Origin of the sequence: Ktedonobacter racemifer DSM 44963, assembly GCF_000178855.1 — a bacterium.
In the GTDB taxonomy this organism is placed as follows: domain Bacteria; phylum Chloroflexota; class Ktedonobacteria; order Ktedonobacterales; family Ktedonobacteraceae; genus Ktedonobacter; species Ktedonobacter racemifer.
This window is the reverse complement of sequence record NZ_ADVG01000004.1, coordinates 2,413,467-2,428,293: the sequence shown is the minus strand read 5'-3', so window position 1 is coordinate 2,428,293 and position 14,827 is coordinate 2,413,467. Positions and strand designations below refer to the sequence as shown.

At 53.3% G+C, this 14,827-nt stretch carries 15 protein-coding genes and 1 pseudogene; 9 read left to right on the top strand and 7 right to left on the bottom strand.

What is annotated here, in order from left to right; genetic code table 11:
* The first annotated feature begins 56 nt into the window (after window positions 1-56).
* Together KRAC_RS52470 and KRAC_RS52465 are read left to right on the top strand one after the other, a co-directional pair.
* Window positions 57-836 carry a DeoR/GlpR family DNA-binding transcription regulator gene (locus tag KRAC_RS52470; RefSeq protein ID WP_007921223.1) on the top strand — a complete coding sequence of 260 codons (780 nt, stop codon included), beginning with the start codon at window positions 57-59 and terminating at the stop codon, window positions 834-836.
* A gap of 133 nt (window positions 837-969) precedes the next feature.
* Window positions 970-1,953, top strand: coding sequence for an RNA-guided endonuclease InsQ/TnpB family protein (locus tag KRAC_RS52465; RefSeq protein WP_052569307.1), 984 nt, complete (start codon window positions 970-972; stop codon window positions 1,951-1,953).
* 150 nt (window positions 1,954-2,103) lie between these two features.
* Here KRAC_RS52465 and KRAC_RS52460 read toward each other — a convergent pair whose 3' ends face one another.
* Both KRAC_RS52460 and tsaA read right to left on the bottom strand, forming a co-directional pair.
* Window positions 2,104-2,943 (bottom strand): phytanoyl-CoA dioxygenase family protein, encoded by an 840-nt coding sequence (locus KRAC_RS52460; RefSeq protein WP_040447563.1) that lies wholly within the window; start codon window positions 2,941-2,943, stop codon window positions 2,104-2,106.
* Window positions 2,944-3,097: 154 nt separating this feature from the next.
* Window positions 3,098-3,514: a tRNA (N6-threonylcarbamoyladenosine(37)-N6)-methyltransferase TrmO gene (gene tsaA / locus KRAC_RS52455; protein WP_007921219.1), complete on the bottom strand. Its 417-nt coding sequence runs from the start codon at window positions 3,512-3,514 to the stop codon at window positions 3,098-3,100.
* A 168-nt stretch (window positions 3,515-3,682) separates the two neighbouring features.
* Between tsaA and KRAC_RS52450 the strand changes: the two genes are divergently transcribed.
* Window positions 3,683-4,711 carry a sigma-70 family RNA polymerase sigma factor gene (locus KRAC_RS52450; protein ID WP_007921217.1) on the top strand — a complete coding sequence of 343 codons (1,029 nt, stop codon included), beginning with the start codon at window positions 3,683-3,685 and terminating at the stop codon, window positions 4,709-4,711.
* Between the two features lie 122 nt (window positions 4,712-4,833).
* On the opposite strand, the gene KRAC_RS52445 is transcribed toward KRAC_RS52450, so the two are convergent.
* Window positions 4,834-5,517: a helix-turn-helix domain-containing protein gene (locus KRAC_RS52445; RefSeq protein WP_007921214.1), complete on the bottom strand. Its 684-nt coding sequence runs from the start codon at window positions 5,515-5,517 to the stop codon at window positions 4,834-4,836.
* A gap of 350 nt (window positions 5,518-5,867) precedes the next feature.
* Between KRAC_RS52445 and KRAC_RS52440 the strand changes: the two genes are divergently transcribed.
* On the top strand, window positions 5,868-6,587 hold the full coding sequence (locus KRAC_RS52440) for an alpha/beta fold hydrolase (RefSeq protein WP_007921213.1): 720 nt from the start codon (window positions 5,868-5,870) through the stop codon (window positions 6,585-6,587).
* 205 nt (window positions 6,588-6,792) lie between these two features.
* Here KRAC_RS52440 and KRAC_RS68170 read toward each other — a convergent pair whose 3' ends face one another.
* Window positions 6,793-7,707 (bottom strand): peptidoglycan-binding domain-containing protein, encoded by a 915-nt coding sequence (locus KRAC_RS68170; protein WP_075164597.1) that lies wholly within the window; start codon window positions 7,705-7,707, stop codon window positions 6,793-6,795.
* A gap of 368 nt (window positions 7,708-8,075) precedes the next feature.
* Here KRAC_RS68170 and KRAC_RS64320 point away from each other — a divergent pair, with 368 nt between their 5' ends.
* Window positions 8,076-8,717 carry a hypothetical protein gene (locus tag KRAC_RS64320; protein ID WP_007921209.1) on the top strand — a complete coding sequence of 214 codons (642 nt, stop codon included), beginning with the start codon at window positions 8,076-8,078 and terminating at the stop codon, window positions 8,715-8,717.
* An 88-nt stretch (window positions 8,718-8,805) separates the two neighbouring features.
* On the opposite strand, the gene KRAC_RS52425 is transcribed toward KRAC_RS64320, so the two are convergent.
* Window positions 8,806-9,543, bottom strand: a complete 738-nt coding sequence (locus tag KRAC_RS52425) for a GNAT family N-acetyltransferase (protein WP_007921207.1) — start codon at window positions 9,541-9,543, stop codon at window positions 8,806-8,808.
* An 87-nt stretch (window positions 9,544-9,630) separates the two neighbouring features.
* Here KRAC_RS52425 and KRAC_RS52420 point away from each other — a divergent pair, with 87 nt between their 5' ends.
* The 4 genes and pseudogenes from KRAC_RS52420 (at window position 9,631) to KRAC_RS52400 (ending at window position 13,433) form a co-directional block, all read left to right on the top strand.
* Window positions 9,631-10,203 carry a GNAT family N-acetyltransferase gene (locus KRAC_RS52420; RefSeq protein ID WP_007921205.1) on the top strand — a complete coding sequence of 191 codons (573 nt, stop codon included), beginning with the start codon at window positions 9,631-9,633 and terminating at the stop codon, window positions 10,201-10,203.
* 12 nt (window positions 10,204-10,215) lie between these two features.
* Window positions 10,216-10,779: a hypothetical protein gene (locus tag KRAC_RS52415; RefSeq protein ID WP_007921203.1), complete on the top strand. Its 564-nt coding sequence runs from the start codon at window positions 10,216-10,218 to the stop codon at window positions 10,777-10,779.
* A 150-nt stretch (window positions 10,780-10,929) separates the two neighbouring features.
* Window positions 10,930-12,135: an FUSC family protein gene (locus KRAC_RS52410; RefSeq protein ID WP_007921202.1), complete on the top strand. Its 1,206-nt coding sequence runs from the start codon at window positions 10,930-10,932 to the stop codon at window positions 12,133-12,135.
* Between the two features lie 147 nt (window positions 12,136-12,282).
* Window positions 12,283-13,433: pseudogene (locus KRAC_RS52400) on the top strand (IS3 family transposase).
* A 162-nt stretch (window positions 13,434-13,595) separates the two neighbouring features.
* Here KRAC_RS52400 and KRAC_RS52395 read toward each other — a convergent pair.
* Window positions 13,596-14,162: a GDSL-type esterase/lipase family protein gene (locus tag KRAC_RS52395; protein WP_244422562.1), complete on the bottom strand. Its 567-nt coding sequence runs from the start codon at window positions 14,160-14,162 to the stop codon at window positions 13,596-13,598.
* Window positions 14,147-14,770 carry a hypothetical protein gene (locus KRAC_RS52390; protein WP_040447559.1) on the bottom strand — a complete coding sequence of 208 codons (624 nt, stop codon included), beginning with the start codon at window positions 14,768-14,770 and terminating at the stop codon, window positions 14,147-14,149. Before KRAC_RS52390 ends, KRAC_RS52395 begins: the two co-directional genes overlap by 16 nt.
* Window positions 14,771-14,827 lie beyond the last annotated feature (57 nt).

Genomic DNA, 14,827 nt, shown 5'->3' with positions numbered 1-14,827 from the left:
GATTATTTTCGCTATTCCTCGTTCCTCAAAACGCGTCAGGTTCAGGAAAGCGCCCTATGGAGAAGAAAGACGTGCAACTAACTATAGAGAGGCTCGAGCAGATACTACACATTGTTCAAGAACAACAACATGTGCGGGTAACCGAGTTAAGCGAGCGCCTGGGGGTGAGCGAGCCAACCATCCGACGAGATTTAAAAAAGTTGGAGTCGATGGGGCGTGTGCGACGTGAGCATGGTGGGGTCAGTGCCGTGGAGGTGGCACTGGCCGAGCCGCCAGTGGTACAGCGAAGTATTGAAAACCGAGAGGAGAAGCAGCTTATCGGGCGCGCCGCTGCTTCCTTGATTAAGGATGGCGAGACCATCTTCCTGGGGTCAGGTACGACCACACTCGAAGTTGCACGTGCCCTGGAGGGCAAGAAGAACCTGACTGTAATCACCAACGCTCTCAACGTTGCCTATCAACTGGCGGGAAATGAAAATATTACGCTGATCATTACGGGTGGTGTCGTACGCCATTCAGAGTTCTCGATGATTGGCCATATCGTTGAACAAACGTTGAAGGATCTGCGTGCTGATAAAGCTATCATCTCCATGCGTGCCATTAGCCTGCATGATGGCCTGACCAACATGAATCCTCTAGAAACCATGACCGACCGCGTCATTGTGCAATGCGCACGTGAAGTGATCCTGGTGGCTGACCATACAAAGTTTGGGAAGGTCGCTACCAGCATTGTTGCGCCCTTGACCACAGTGCACAAGATTATCACCGATGAGCAAACGCCGTTAGATATGCTTGAGAAGCTACGTGCGTTAGGCATTCAAGTGATTCAGGCCTAAATCTGATAAAGTGAAATGCACACCCAGGCTAAAAAGTGATATTGTAGAGCTACTATGAATTGCAACTAAGGCAACTTGCAATTCAAAAATTGGGCCAAAAAGAGTTTTCAACGGTTCTCAAAAAGAGAGGAGAATGGAGGCAAAGCGTGGCAATATGCCCAGAAAGGACATTCTCATAGATCTGGCAAACGCCTGGACCGCGTATTTTGAAGGCTTGAAACAGGGAAAAAAGACCGGTCGGCCCACATTCAAGAGCAAGAAGAAAAGCAAACGGAGCTTTTATCTGGCCAACGATCAATTCGAGCTTGGGGACCATCGGATCTGGATCCCCAAGCTCGGCTGGGTGAATATGGCAGAGAACTTGCGCTTTGTGGGCAACGTGACAGGTGCGCGCATTACCAAAACGGCAGACTGGTGGTTTGTCTCGATTCAAGTCGAACTTCCAGATGCGATCCCGGCGAAGAAACCGGCTGCTTGTGGCATCGATGTCGGACTGAACCGACTAGCAACCTTGAGTACGGGAGAAGGAGTCGAGAACCAAGCCTTCCTCAAAACGGCGCTCAAAAAGCTCCGTCAGGCCAACAAACGCCTGCATCGCCGCACACTCGGCTCGAAAAACCGGGAGAAAGCACGCAGGCAGGTTGCACGCCTGCACTACCGAATCACCTGCATGAGAGATGATGTGCTCCACAAGCTGACCACCCGGCTCGCGAACTGCTACGGGATCATTGGCATTGAAGACCTCAATCTCAAGGGGTTGCTCAAGAATCGCAAGCTCGCGCGTTCGTTCTCGGATGCGGCATTAGGCAAACTCTTGAACGTGCTGAAGGCGAAGGTGGAGCAACGAGGTGGGCACGTCATCAAGGTCAACCGTTTCTTTGCTTCCAGTAAAACCTGTCACGGTTGCGGCTGGAAGTGGGAAGACATGCAGCTCTCAGATCGGGTGTTTCTCTGTCAGAACCCGCACTGCGCGTATGCTCAATTCGAGCAGGATAGAGATTATAACGCCTCTCTCAATATCCTGGCGGAAGCCCTCCGCTTGATCGGGCTCATTGATCAAGCCGTCTCCGGTACTGGCTCGGACGAAGACGCAAACTTGGCTGTGGACGCGGGGTAAGACCAAAAATGTGCTGGTCACATTGAGGCACCTACGGATGAAGCAGCAACAACGAACGATGTGGGAGAGCTATGCTCGCATACGTTTTCCTACATTTATCGGAGCAGAGGGTCCCAGCTGGTAGTATGTCAGCCGGAGCCCTCTCTTTTTTCACTCGCTGCGGAAAACCGTGTTGGTCTCCAGGCCACTCAATTCGATGACGGGTTTGCCGTCTTCCTCGACCCAGACACCACAGGGGCCGCCTAGCAAACTCGTCTCCAGGTCGACCTCGCTGCCATCCATACGCAGAATCGGTTTCATAAATTGCGAGGCTTGCTCCGCCTCGCCCGAGATATAGTGTCCGATCAGCGAACGGCGGAAGCGATCGCCGGTGGTGTTAGGATAGCTGCCATGCACCAGGGTTCCGTTAAAGAAGAGGACGTCCCCCGCCTGCATGACGATCGGCTGAACTTCCTGGCCTTCTGGTAGCAGCACCGTGACGTCGGTAAAGCTATTTTTGGTGTCCGCCTGCGTAGTACACAGCAGGGGCCAGGTATGACTGCCGGGAATGACTTGCATACAGCCATTGGTCTCATCGCAGTCGTCCAGCGCCAGCCAGGCCGCCATGCAGGTGCCAGGCCTGGCACGCAGGAAATATTGATCCTGGTGCAACGCCTGCCCACGTGCTCCAGCGGGTTTAAAGTAGAGCATAGTCTGGACGGCATATGGCTCACGTCCCAGCAAACCCGTCAACACCGCGTTTAGACGTGGCTCCAGGAGCCAGCTCAGGCTGGCCTCGTCCCAGTGATGCATATGAATCATGCGCGGGAAACGTTTCAAGGGATCGCTGCTCGTCGTATCGACACCGACCATATCACCGGGATGCGCTCCCTGAGCGCGCAGCTCCATGTAGTGCTCACGCAGTGTATCCACCTCTTGCGGATCAAACAACGCTCTCGCCACTACATAGCCATTTTCGTTGAAGAACGCACGCATACTCTCGTTAAACATAGAGATAAGCTTCCTTTCATCTTCATGCCCACTACACTTATACATAGCATACCCTTGAAGATGCGAAATGGCTATATCCGAGAGTGACCAAAAGGTGTCTACAATTGCTCACTCTACATGCACCTGCGTGAATCCGCTCCCTTATATAGGGGCTTTATGCATCCCTCGACTGAGCGAGCACTGGCTTGATATCTACGACGGGCGTTCCATCAATCGCTTCTAGTGGGCCCACGTGTAATCTCCTGCCATCGATTGCCAGGACCCTCACCCGGTGCAGGCCAAGCGGGTTTGGCCTATCGGGTGAGCGCGTCGCAAAGACGCCAGCCAGGGGATTATGCGTATCCCCACGGGGATGCACCTGTAAAACATCGCGGCGAGACTGGTGAAACCAGGTAATCAAGATAACTTCATCACCCACGGCGATTCCTTCAAGCCCTTTTGCAAACGCTTCGTTCACCTCAAGCCAGGCGTTGGGTGCACCTTCGTATCCTTGCTTCGGGGCCCCTTCACGACTCGTAAGTGGCGAATGGAGAAAGCCAAGTGGAGAGAGTGTGTAATTAGTCTTTGACATAACGCTCCTTCCCTCATAAGGGAAACATTACAGTGGTGCACAATCACATTGAGCAGCGTCGGCAGTGAGAGATGAATCCTGTCACATTGTCTGGGTTTCGCTCGTCACTACTTTGACGGAATACAATAAAGGATTGTCACCAACAAACAAAATTATTTCTGGTTGGGTATGGTGAGCCCTGGCAGCTTGCGGCTGCCAGGGCTCACCATACCCAACCAGAGCGAGCGCCGCAGGCGCGAGAAGTCACACACAAAGGATGCACATGGTGTTAATTATACAAGAGAAGAAGATCACAATAAAGCCAAGGAGCGCACTTTGACACATAACGATAATGAACATCAATGGCTGGCGGAACAGTTTGAGGCCTCTCGGAGCCACCTGCGGGCAGTAGCCTATCGGATGCTTGGGTCTTTGAGCGAGGCGGACGACGCCGTGCAGGAGTCCTGGCTCCGCCTCAGCCGCTCCGACACAAGTGAGGTCGAGAACCTGGGTGGTTGGCTGACGACAGTTATTGCACGGGTCTGTCTCGATATGTTGCGCTCGCGCAAATCGCGGCGCGAGGATCCCCTGGACGATTACACACCCGATATGAACCGCGAGGATGGCATCGATCCCGAACAAGAAGTGCTCCTGGCCGACTCGGTTGGTCTCGCGCTGCTCGTGGTCCTCGACACCTTGAGTCCCGCCGAGCGCCTTGCGTTCGTCCTGCACGATCTATTTGCCGTGTCTTTCGACGAGATTGCACCCATCGTGGGCCGCTCTCCTACTACCGCAAGGCAACTCGCTAGTCGCGCACGGCGCCGGGTGCGCGGAGGCGCGTCAACTTCAGATGCCGATCTTAAACGCCAGCGAGAAGTTGTCGGCGCCTTCCTCGCAGCCTCGCGCTCCGGAAACTTTGATGCTCTCCTCACAATGCTTGATCCAGACGTTGTGTTCCGCTTCGAGCAGGCGCAAGTGCCTTTGGGCGCGCCAAAGGAGATTCGTGGCGCGGTAGCCGTAGCCAAACAATTCTCCGGCCGGGCCAGAGAGGCGCAACCAGCACTCGTGAACGGAGCCGTGGGCGTCGTCGTGGCCCCACGTGGTCACCTGCAACTCGTAATCGGCCTCACCCTCGCGAACGGAAAGATCACCGAAATCGAGGCCATCTCCGACCCCGAACGCCTGCGCCAACTCGACCTGGCGGCCCTGGGGGACTAGCAAACCATCGTTGGCTTGCAACTATAAGCCCGACGCCACTAAAGTACGCATCTACATATAATGAGCAGCCAACAATGGCTTGCAGCTATGTGCAGTAGCGTCGGGCTTGGTTCCTGACTACATCACGCTTTCTTCTCAGGTTTTATTGATGACGCACTTGTTGATTGCTCGCTTGCAAGGAGTTGTTTCACCTGTTCACGTGCCTTGTCAAGAGTGACACCCGATGCAGTAAGCAAGACCTGACTGGCGAGATCCTCTGTCTCCTCGCGCAGTATACCCAGCAACAAGTGCTCGGTACCTACATAGTGATGCCCAAGTGAACGCGCCTCCTGGACTGCCAATTCGAGACTGGCTTTGCCTTGCTGTGTCAAACCAAGTTCCCCCTCAGCTACGGCTGCCTTCCCCTTTGGTCGCAATACTTCAATCTCTGCCCGTACCTCGTCTGGCTGAACTTGAAGTTGCGTGAGGACTCTGGCCCCAATGCCCCCACCTTCACTCATGAGTCCCAACAATATATGTTCTGGTCCCATCCCAGCATGGCGATAGCGATGGGCTTCTTCATTGGCCAGCGATAAAACTTTCCGAGCGCGCTCAGTAAATTTAGCCATCGGATGATTTGGTCCTGGTGCCATGCTTACTATGATGCGCTGACTCTCTACAAAGCGCTCTACATCTTCTTCCTTAAAGCGATACTCTCCAGCGATGCGATAGGCTGTCAGTTCTCCCCGCGTAACCAGTCGTCTGACTGTCACAGGTTCGATTCGCAATAACTCTGCAACTTCTTCTGTCGTCATTAGTTGCTCCATGAAATCCTCCAAAATATTGGGATTAATCTAACAGCATTAATAAAATTTTACACTAATATGGATAAATATACAATCATTTAGCATTATTAAAATGCTTTTAGCATCTTTAACATTTTTCTGAAAATTTTACTATGCATAATTCTTTATTTCCACGATGTTGTATAGGCTAGTTTATGCAGAGATGGCCTCATATTTGCTGTATGGAAGTATCCATTCAAAGTAGCCTGCATAAGGACAACAAGGACATTATTCTTAAAGATATTTGTAAAAGGGCCTGTAAAGTGGTATGCTACAAACTGAAGCATTTAAGCGAATAACTTGATTTATGTAGAAAGGCCTTTCCAGAAAATATGTCAGTGCTTATTGATCGTACCATTGCGCTTCCAGGTGTGACGCTTCATTATCGCGAGGCGGGAGACCCAGGTGTACCGCCGCTTGTCCTCCTGCATGGTCTCATGGCCGATGCACGGGATTGGGACGAGATCGCACCCTTCCTGGCCGAACGCTATCATGTCTTCGCGCTTGATCAGCGTGGACATGGCGAGAGCGCCCGGCCTGGGGTCTACTCCTTTGAATTGATGCGCGACGATCTCAAGGCCTTTGCCGATGCGCTCTCCCTGGGGCGTTTCACTCTTATCGGGCATTCGATGGGGGGAACGGTCGCCTTCCTCTTCGGTGAGCAGTGGCCTGAGCGCCTTGAGCGCCTGGCCATCGAGGATACGCCTCCTCCATTTAAAGAGCCTGGAGTACCTGCCAGCCCTGAACTGCCTGACGAAGCGCCCGAGGATGCTCCACCGGTTTACCAGCAAAACTGGGCATTGGTCAGGCCTATCATTAGCCAGGTGAGGAATCCACCTTCCTCCTGGTGGAATGATATTCACAAGGTCACTGTGCCTACTCTGATCATTGGTGGCGGAGCAACCAGCCATGTTCCCCAGGAGAAGCTGGCCGAGGTTGCCCACCTGATGCCCGACGCTCGTTTCGTAAGCATCGAAGGGGGTGGACACGCCATCCATCGAAATCGTCCAGAGGAATACAAAGAGCAGATCGCAGAATTCTTATTCCTTTGAGGATGCACAAAAGCGTAACTATTCAGAAGGCTCACGTAGAAGATGCAGAGCACGCATGCACTTTCGTCCTTGAGCTCGGAACAACTGCGAATACAGAGGTAATTGCATAAAATGAATCTTTTATGCCCCCTTCTGAATGGTTACCAAAAACCTTGCTACAAAAACTATAAGAAAGACTGATAAACAGCGCCCACCCTAGACTGGTTTAGTAATAGGTGATGTCCCAGTGGCTTCCTTCATCGGCGTAGCGATTACCGGAGACATCATCATACATGGGTGCGCCATCGCTGCGCAGTCCTTTATAGGTGAAGTGACTGTGGATATAGTTTGTCACACAGGTAGTATGCGCAACGTCCACCTTATAGCCATTCCAATGGGAGTAGGTGCCACCCGCATGCCCCGTCTCGGTGCCGCCAGTAATGGTGATCGCGCAACCGCTCTGATTCTTAAAGGCGATGACACCATCAATCGTTCCACGGCGGATCTGGTCAAGCGAGGTGCAGCTTGCATTATTGCGATCCGTGCAGCCACCCGAAGATGTAACGCTAATGCCAGCGCTGCTGAGCAGGCTCGCGGCCTGGCTCTGCGAGAGTTTATCGCCATTGCTGCCACCACTTCCACTGCCACCAACCAGCTGGCTCCAGGTGTCAAGGCCCGCGATACCATCCGCGCTCAAACCTTTGCTGCTCTGGAAGCTCTTGACCGCCGATTCAGTCGCCGGGGCAAAGGCGCCATCGGTCGTGAGGCTGGCACCATGCGCGTTCAACTGCCGTTGCAAAGTCGTGACAGCGCTTCCATTGCTGCCATTCTGAGTGGTGACAATAAGCTTTTCCCAGGTTTGCGGACCCACAATACCATCTACCGATAAGCCATTGGTGCTCTGAAAGCTCTTCACTACTGAGGCCGTCCCCGAGCCAAATTGCCCATCGACCGTGAGGCTATAGCCGCGCTGCACAAGCATATACTGAATAGAGCGAACGTTCTCTCCACTTGAGCCAGACTGATAGGTCGGCCAGGTTCGTGCGGCGTGCGCCGTCAAAACGACACCAAATAGCACGACCACGATGGCCGTGACAAATAGGGGAGAAACACGCCAGAAGAGGGGTACGGGTTTTCGCATTTCCTTGCTCGCTTTCTCTACACACATAGATGGGTACATCCATGCACCTGCGTATCCTGCATATTACCCCCAGGTAAGCGCAGGACACAAAAAATGGAGCTGCGGTCCACAGGAGTAGCACCTATAACCTTTATAGTTTATATGCTTTATGACCGCTATGAACAAGCATAATCGACTTTATCTCTAAAAATCAAGGCCCCTGACTTATCCACAATCGCTGCACACCCTCTGAGGAAAAGTTCGTGGATAAATGGGTTGTCTCCATCCTTCCTCAGCAGGTATACTTCGCTTGTGATCACACGCTGGCGCGCTTCCCGCTCTATTTCGCGAAACTTTTACTATGTCCATTGAAAGCAAGGAGGTTGATTATGTCCGCGACCCTTGTTGAGGAAGCCCTGGATGCGCCAGAAGTGCCAGAATTCACACAAATCGTTCCTCGTAGTCTCGTCATTCGTCGCCGTCCCCTTCAGGAGAGCAGTCAGCCTCGGGCCGTCCAGACGCCGCGTGCCTCCTCTCAAGTTCGCACGAAGCAAACATCGAAGATGGCAAATGCAAAAGCACAGTCAGTGCCAGTCGCCCAGGCGAAAAGGCGTGTGGATTCAGGCTCCTGGCTGCTCTATATCGGCCTGGGAATGATCTGCGCGCTTGCGCTCGCTTACCTGGGGCAACTCGGCTATAGCTGGGGAAGCACCACGCTCGATGATATCCGCTATGGGCGCCCGCGTACCACGCAGGTCGATCACTTTGTTGGTCATGAACTCTCTAGCACACCAACGCACTTTACCGCAATCAACCTTAAAGGACAAATCTATATTATCGAACTTCCCGGCGGTGATCCTGCGCACACACGCCTGCTCACGGGACCACGCCTGGCGGGGCCGGGCATCGATCTCGCCCCGGTCAGTCTGGACTTTTCCGGCGATCCCCACCATCCAGACCTCATTGTAGATGTCAGCACTGTGCAGGTGCGCTTCCATAATACAGGCCAGAGTTATGAAACAGTTCACTAGACAAGGTCAAGCATTGCAGCAAGACGCGAGGGGCGGGTCGTCCATAACCCGCCCCTCGCGTCTTTTGCAGAGACCCGACTACCTCCTCTCATCGCCCTTGCGCCCGGTACCAGTACTGGTAGGCTTCCTGGAAACCCAGTTTGGCGTACATCTGCTGAGCCGCCAGATTGTCACCTACCACCTGTAGATAGGCAGACCTGGCCCCCTGTTCTCTGCCCCAGGCGAGCATCCCTTTGATGAGTTGCGTCCCATAGCCCTGCCTGCGCTGTCCCGGATCGGTCACGATGTCAAAGAGTCCCAGGGCCTCGTGCTCCAGCACACCGAGGCCACAAGCTACGGGGACGCCATGCTGGTAGAGTACCGCGTAGAGATGCGAAGACGGGATACGCTCCAGCAATTCGCGGTGCAGATGGTGTAACTCGATATAACGCTCACTCCATTGAAGATAGATCGGCAGCCACGTTTCGAGGGAAAGCGCGTGTAGTACCGGTTTATTGGTGTCTCTATCAGGAGACAACTGGGTAGACCAGACAAATGTGCGATCAAGATACTGGTACCCTCGCTCAGCTAACATTTGATCTAGTTGCTGACTTTCCGTTGAGAATGAAGTAAGGCGAAAGATGGTCGGAAGCTGTTGCTCCACATACAAGCGTTCGCAATAAGCAATTTTTTCCTGAGCCGTGAGTAGCGAGGGATAGAGAGGCGTCACCGAATTTGCGCGTTTGGTATAGCCCTGGGCAAAGCGTACGATCCAGCCATCAAAAAATAGTTGCTGAAGGGCGGGCCAGCTATTGAGTCCAGCCTCTTCAATACGTCTTTCAAACATCTAGACATACTCCATATAGATAGTTTTTAATACAGTTGGAGTGTACGCTATTTTCTATGTTATTTCCATCCCAAGGAGAGAGAATACATGCCTTTCACTATGCTGGAGACAGAACGTCTGCGCCTACGACGTTTTACAGAGTCCGACCTGTCACTTTTCATGGCCTATCGCAATGATCCCGAGATCGCCAGATATCAGGGGTGGGAGGGAATAAGCGAGGCTGAGGCCTGGGCCTTTATCATAGAACAGAGAGTGGCGCGATCTGGCACACCTGGCGAGGGGTTCCAGATCGCCATTGAACTCAAGGAGACGGAAACGCTAATAGGTGATTGTTTCTTCAAGGTAAACACCCACGATAAGCGACAGGCCGAGATTGGGTATACCCTGGCGCGAGCCTATCACGGGAAAGGCTATGCCACTGAGGCAGTCACCTGCTGGCTCAACTACGCCTTCCAGGCCTTTCACCTTCATCGCGTTATCGCCATTGCCGACTGCGAGAATCACTCCTCCTATGCCCTGATGGACCGTCTTGGCATGCGCCGCGAAGGACACTTTATTCAAAATGCCTGGTTCAAGGGCCACTGGTGCGATGAGTATCTCTACGCCATTCTCAGAAACGAATGGCTGCGCGCCCACCCAGTAGAGGATGCTAGTAGATAAAGGATACTTGGTATGATTGAGAGTAATAACTCCGTAGTTATCAACGCGCCTGTTGAAAATGTTTGGTTGCTATTCACCGAAAAGAAGGAGTTCGACCAGGCCAAATATGTGCCAATGGGGACCGAAAATGATTCAGATCTTACTGCAGGTCAAATTATCCATATGAAGATATGGCGATTTCGTCTAACGCTATTTATTGACCAGTTTATCCAAGCAGAGCTTCCAGCTACCGGACAGACTGTCTATGGTGGGATGGCCTTTCTCGGGAGAACTGGAACGTTCGTGGCGAAAAGTATACGTGATGCTGAAAGCCATCACATCCAAGACCACTTCGAGATGAGAAAATTCTGGTTCACGACAATCGAAGACACTGACATACGCTGTATCGCTATTGATACAAACTCATGTGTCGTTGTCTATCAGAAAAAATCTGAGATAGCGATAGGCCTCTTGCCACGCTGGTTCACACGCAATCTAGATAAGAAGAACAAAATACAAGAAAGCGCAACAAATTCGTACTTGCAAACGATAAAAGCTAAGGCGGAGAAAAGTGTCAGAGACTTTCCTGTTCGCTGATTTGGCGGGTGTACGTTCTTCCTGGCGATGATAGAGGTAGTTAAAGCGTCTTGATTGGCTTTATACGCGAGTTGAAGCGGTTTGGAGCGGTGGTACAATGAATGCTATAGATACCAAGATCTCTCTAGCGCATCCCTTAGAGAAGAAGATATGCGAACACTTGCCTGGACGCTTCACCATAATCTCAGGTGGCGTAAAGTCCTCGCTATAACCTTATTTGGTCTAAAATGTGCGCTCTCTGCGGCGCTTGCCTGGCAGGTTGCCTATCTGATTGCCGGAAAAGAGGCGGCAGCGCTGGCGGCAGTCTCTGCCGTCATTGTCTTGCAGGCGACAAGCTGGCAGACGATACGCAAGAGTATCGAGCGTGTCCTGGGCGTCTTTATTGGGATAGCGCTATCGGTGATCATTGTACATCTCCTGGGACTCTCCGCCTTGACCATTCTCCTGACCGTCTTTGCCGCGGCCCTCTCTGGACTCTTATTCAAGCCAAAAGGGGCCTACCTGGCGACACAAATCCCCATCAGCGCGCTCCTGGGCCTGGTCGTTGGCGTAGGCGAGGAGAGCTATCCGGCGCTACGCTTACTGGGAGCGCTGATCGGGGGCGTAATTGGAACCCTGCTGAGCCTCTTCCTCTCTCCTCCCATCTATGCGCAAAAAGCACAGCGCACCCTGGTAAACTTGCTGGAGGAGGTGGCACAAACCTTGCCCACCCTGGCCGATACGGTCGGGGGCACCGTTGCATGCTCGCGTCAGGCTGCTATCTATGAGCATATGCATGCCGTTGAACGCAAGGTGCGCTGCTCAGAACGCGAATTGGCTCTAGGCAAAGAGAATTTACGCTTGAATCCCTGGGGGCGAGCGCTTCAGGATGTAACAGAGAATCAACCATATCTGCTGGAGGCGTTGGAGAAAGTGACGCGCCAAATGGAGCGTATCGCCTGGACGGTGCAGGCGACGGGCCAGGCATGGAATGAGCTGAGTAGCCTGCACTGCTGGGCCAGGCGCTATGCCGAAATACTACGGATCATGGGCGAGATGCTGGAGTTTGTGGCTGAGCGTGTTTATGTAATAACGCAGCAGGCGCAAAGCCAGAGCGCCGCCTGGGAGTATCCTCAGCATAGCGAAGAGGAGGCCTTTGCCCAACTGGCGCAGACCCAGGAGCGCCTCAAGGAAGAAGAAGACGCGCTCCTGGAGGAAAAAGAAGAGTTGCTGATTCCAGTACGAAATGTACCGCAGACGACTACGCGGGCCTCTTACCGCGCGGTCGTGCGCAGCTCTCTGCTTATGGATCTGCGCCGTATGCTCGACGAACTTGAGGACATGCTGGTAGCAGTCCGCCAACTCCAGGCAGGGTAATTGTAGAAGTTAAATTTGCACTGGAATAGATGTGGTGCTGTTTTGGAGTAGCAGAGAAGCAGATGAGCCACTTCCACCTGAGCTTGCCTCACTTTTGTAGAGTAGTGAAATCTTCGGATATACTATTCTCGAAGGAGGAAAGAGATCATGCAGAAAAAGCAGAAGACCTATCCGCCCGAATTTAAGCGGGAAGCCGTGAGACTGGCACAGACGAGTGGCAAACCGATTACGCAGATTGCGCGTTCGCTAGGCATTTCTGATACCTCTATCCACCAATGTCGCCAGGAGTTGACTGAGCATGGTCCCGAAGCTTTTCCTGGGAGTGGCCATCAAACCGCTTTAGAAGAGGAAAATCGCCGGCTCAAACGTGAGCTTGAACGTACACGTCAGGAACGTGACATATTAAAAAAACCATTCATATCTTCTCGCGCGGCCAGCAGTGAGGTACCAGGCGATTGAGAAGCATCGTGAAGAGTATCCCATTACGGTGCTCTGTGAAACGTTGGAGGTCTCAATCAGTGGATACTATGCATGGAAGAAACGCCCGATGAGCAAGCATCAACACGCGCGATAATCAGTTAGCGGAGCAGATCCAGCAAGCCTACGCGGCCAACCGAGAGGTCTACGGAGGTCCGCGCTTGCATGTCGAATTACGCGAGCAAGGGATCAGCTGCTCCCGTCGACGGGTGGCGCGTTTGATGCGAGAGATGGGACTCTCACCCCATCGACCACGCCATCGAACGCTTACCACACGCAGCGACCCAGTAGCACGAGTCGCGGCAAACCTCTTAAACCGGCAGTTCACGGCTAGCCGCCCCAATGAAAAGTGGACGGGCGATATTACAGCCATTTGGACTGGAGAGGGATGGCTCTATCTGGCAGCGGTGCTCGATCTCTTTTCACGTAAAGTGGTAGGATGGGCGATGGCAGCATGCCAAGATGAGCACCTGGTGGAGAACGCACTTCGCATGGCATTGCAACAACGTCGCCCTCAGACCAGTTTATTGCACCATAGCGATCGTGGCTCTCAATACACAAGCCAGCACTATCAAAGCCTGTTGGCTGAATATGGCATGAGCGTGAGTATGTCACGTCGGGGAAATTGCTATGACAACGCGGTGAGCGAGTCGTTCTTTGGGGCACTCAAACGAGAATGTGTTGATCGCGCTTGCTTTCCGACACGTGCTCAGGCTAGGCAAGCCATCTTTGAGTACACAGAAGTCTTCTACAATCGGGTTCGACGGCACTCCTCACTGGGTTACAAGAGTCCCGTTGTCTACGAAACATTGATGTGTTAGTTCGCATCTTTAAATATTATACAAAAGTGGTTCAAGCGCACCGCGCTTTTTCTGCGCGTCTGGTAGCCCACCGGGAAGAGACTGCATGGTGCATCGCTCTCCATACATTTCTTACACGACACCATTCGATGGGAACGTCACTGCCATCGTTCTGGCATGGTCTTACGCCTTTCGACTGGGGGTGCCAGTCAACGCGTTGATCTCTATGGCTTCAGCCATCCGTCGATAGCCTTCATCATTCGGATGAATTCCATCGCCAGAGTCACATGCAGGGTGGAGGACCGCCTCATCATCAGAGGAGGCCAGGGGGGTGGCCAGATCGAAGATGGCATCAAACCACTGCCTTCCCTGCTCCCGCAGCCAGGTATTGACCAGAGAGCGTTGCTCCACTTGCGTGGGTGGATAGCCACCAGGCAAAATGGTGGTTCCAAACACGCGTCGACAAGTATGCCTGGTCTGGCTGGCCACATGCTGGAGAGCCTCAATCACTGTTGCTCCCGGCACTCCAACGCGCAGATCATTTGAGCCAATATGGAGGATCAAATCCGTTGCCCCTGGTTGCGTGAGCGCATCCCAGGCCAGCCGTGTGCTCCCAGCTTCGCCGAACAGGAATGGGGGCATCCCCCCGGCGAGCGGCATCTCGGAAGAGGTCAACTGGTTGCCACCAATGCCCGCATTTAAGACCGACATAAAGCGTGTTTCCCCAGCATCTCTCAAGCGGCGAGCCAAATAATCAGGCCAGCGCTGGTTGGCATTGGGCGTCGAGCCGAAGCCCTCAGTCGTCGAAGAGCAAAGGCCACGACGGCATTGAGAGGTGTAGATGGAACCACATCAATGCCGGTAATCAGCCACCAGGACAGAGTCTGCAAAGGATAGACAAAAAAAGAGGCTTCTGCCGGGACGGCGGTCACATCACCAGGGCCGGAGACATACGAGGTTTGCTGCGCACTCATATGACCCGTCAGGCTCTCACCCTGGGCCAGAAAAAAGGTGATAGCCAGATCGCTGAACGCTTTCACGTGCAAGGACACCGGATCACTCACGACGTCCTGACCGGGTTCCAGGGTGACGGTTGGCTGGCCCGCAAACCGCACTGCCTGGACTCCTGGGAGGGCCACCGGACCCTGGAGTACCGGCCCGACGGAAAGCGAGGAGAGCATCACTGGCGCATCTCCATACCGGTTGGACAGGCGCAGGCGAAGCTGCGTTCCACCAGCGTGCAGGTGGACGATTTGCCGCAAGGTACGGCCACTGAGATTGGCCGAAAACATCCGGGAAGGGGCGGCATACCAGGCTCCTACCCAGTTCGTCTGTCTCTGGGTCTCTCCATTCATCATACAGGGTATCTTCCTTTCGCTAGACCAGATTGCTTCTCGTGAGCACACTATAGCATC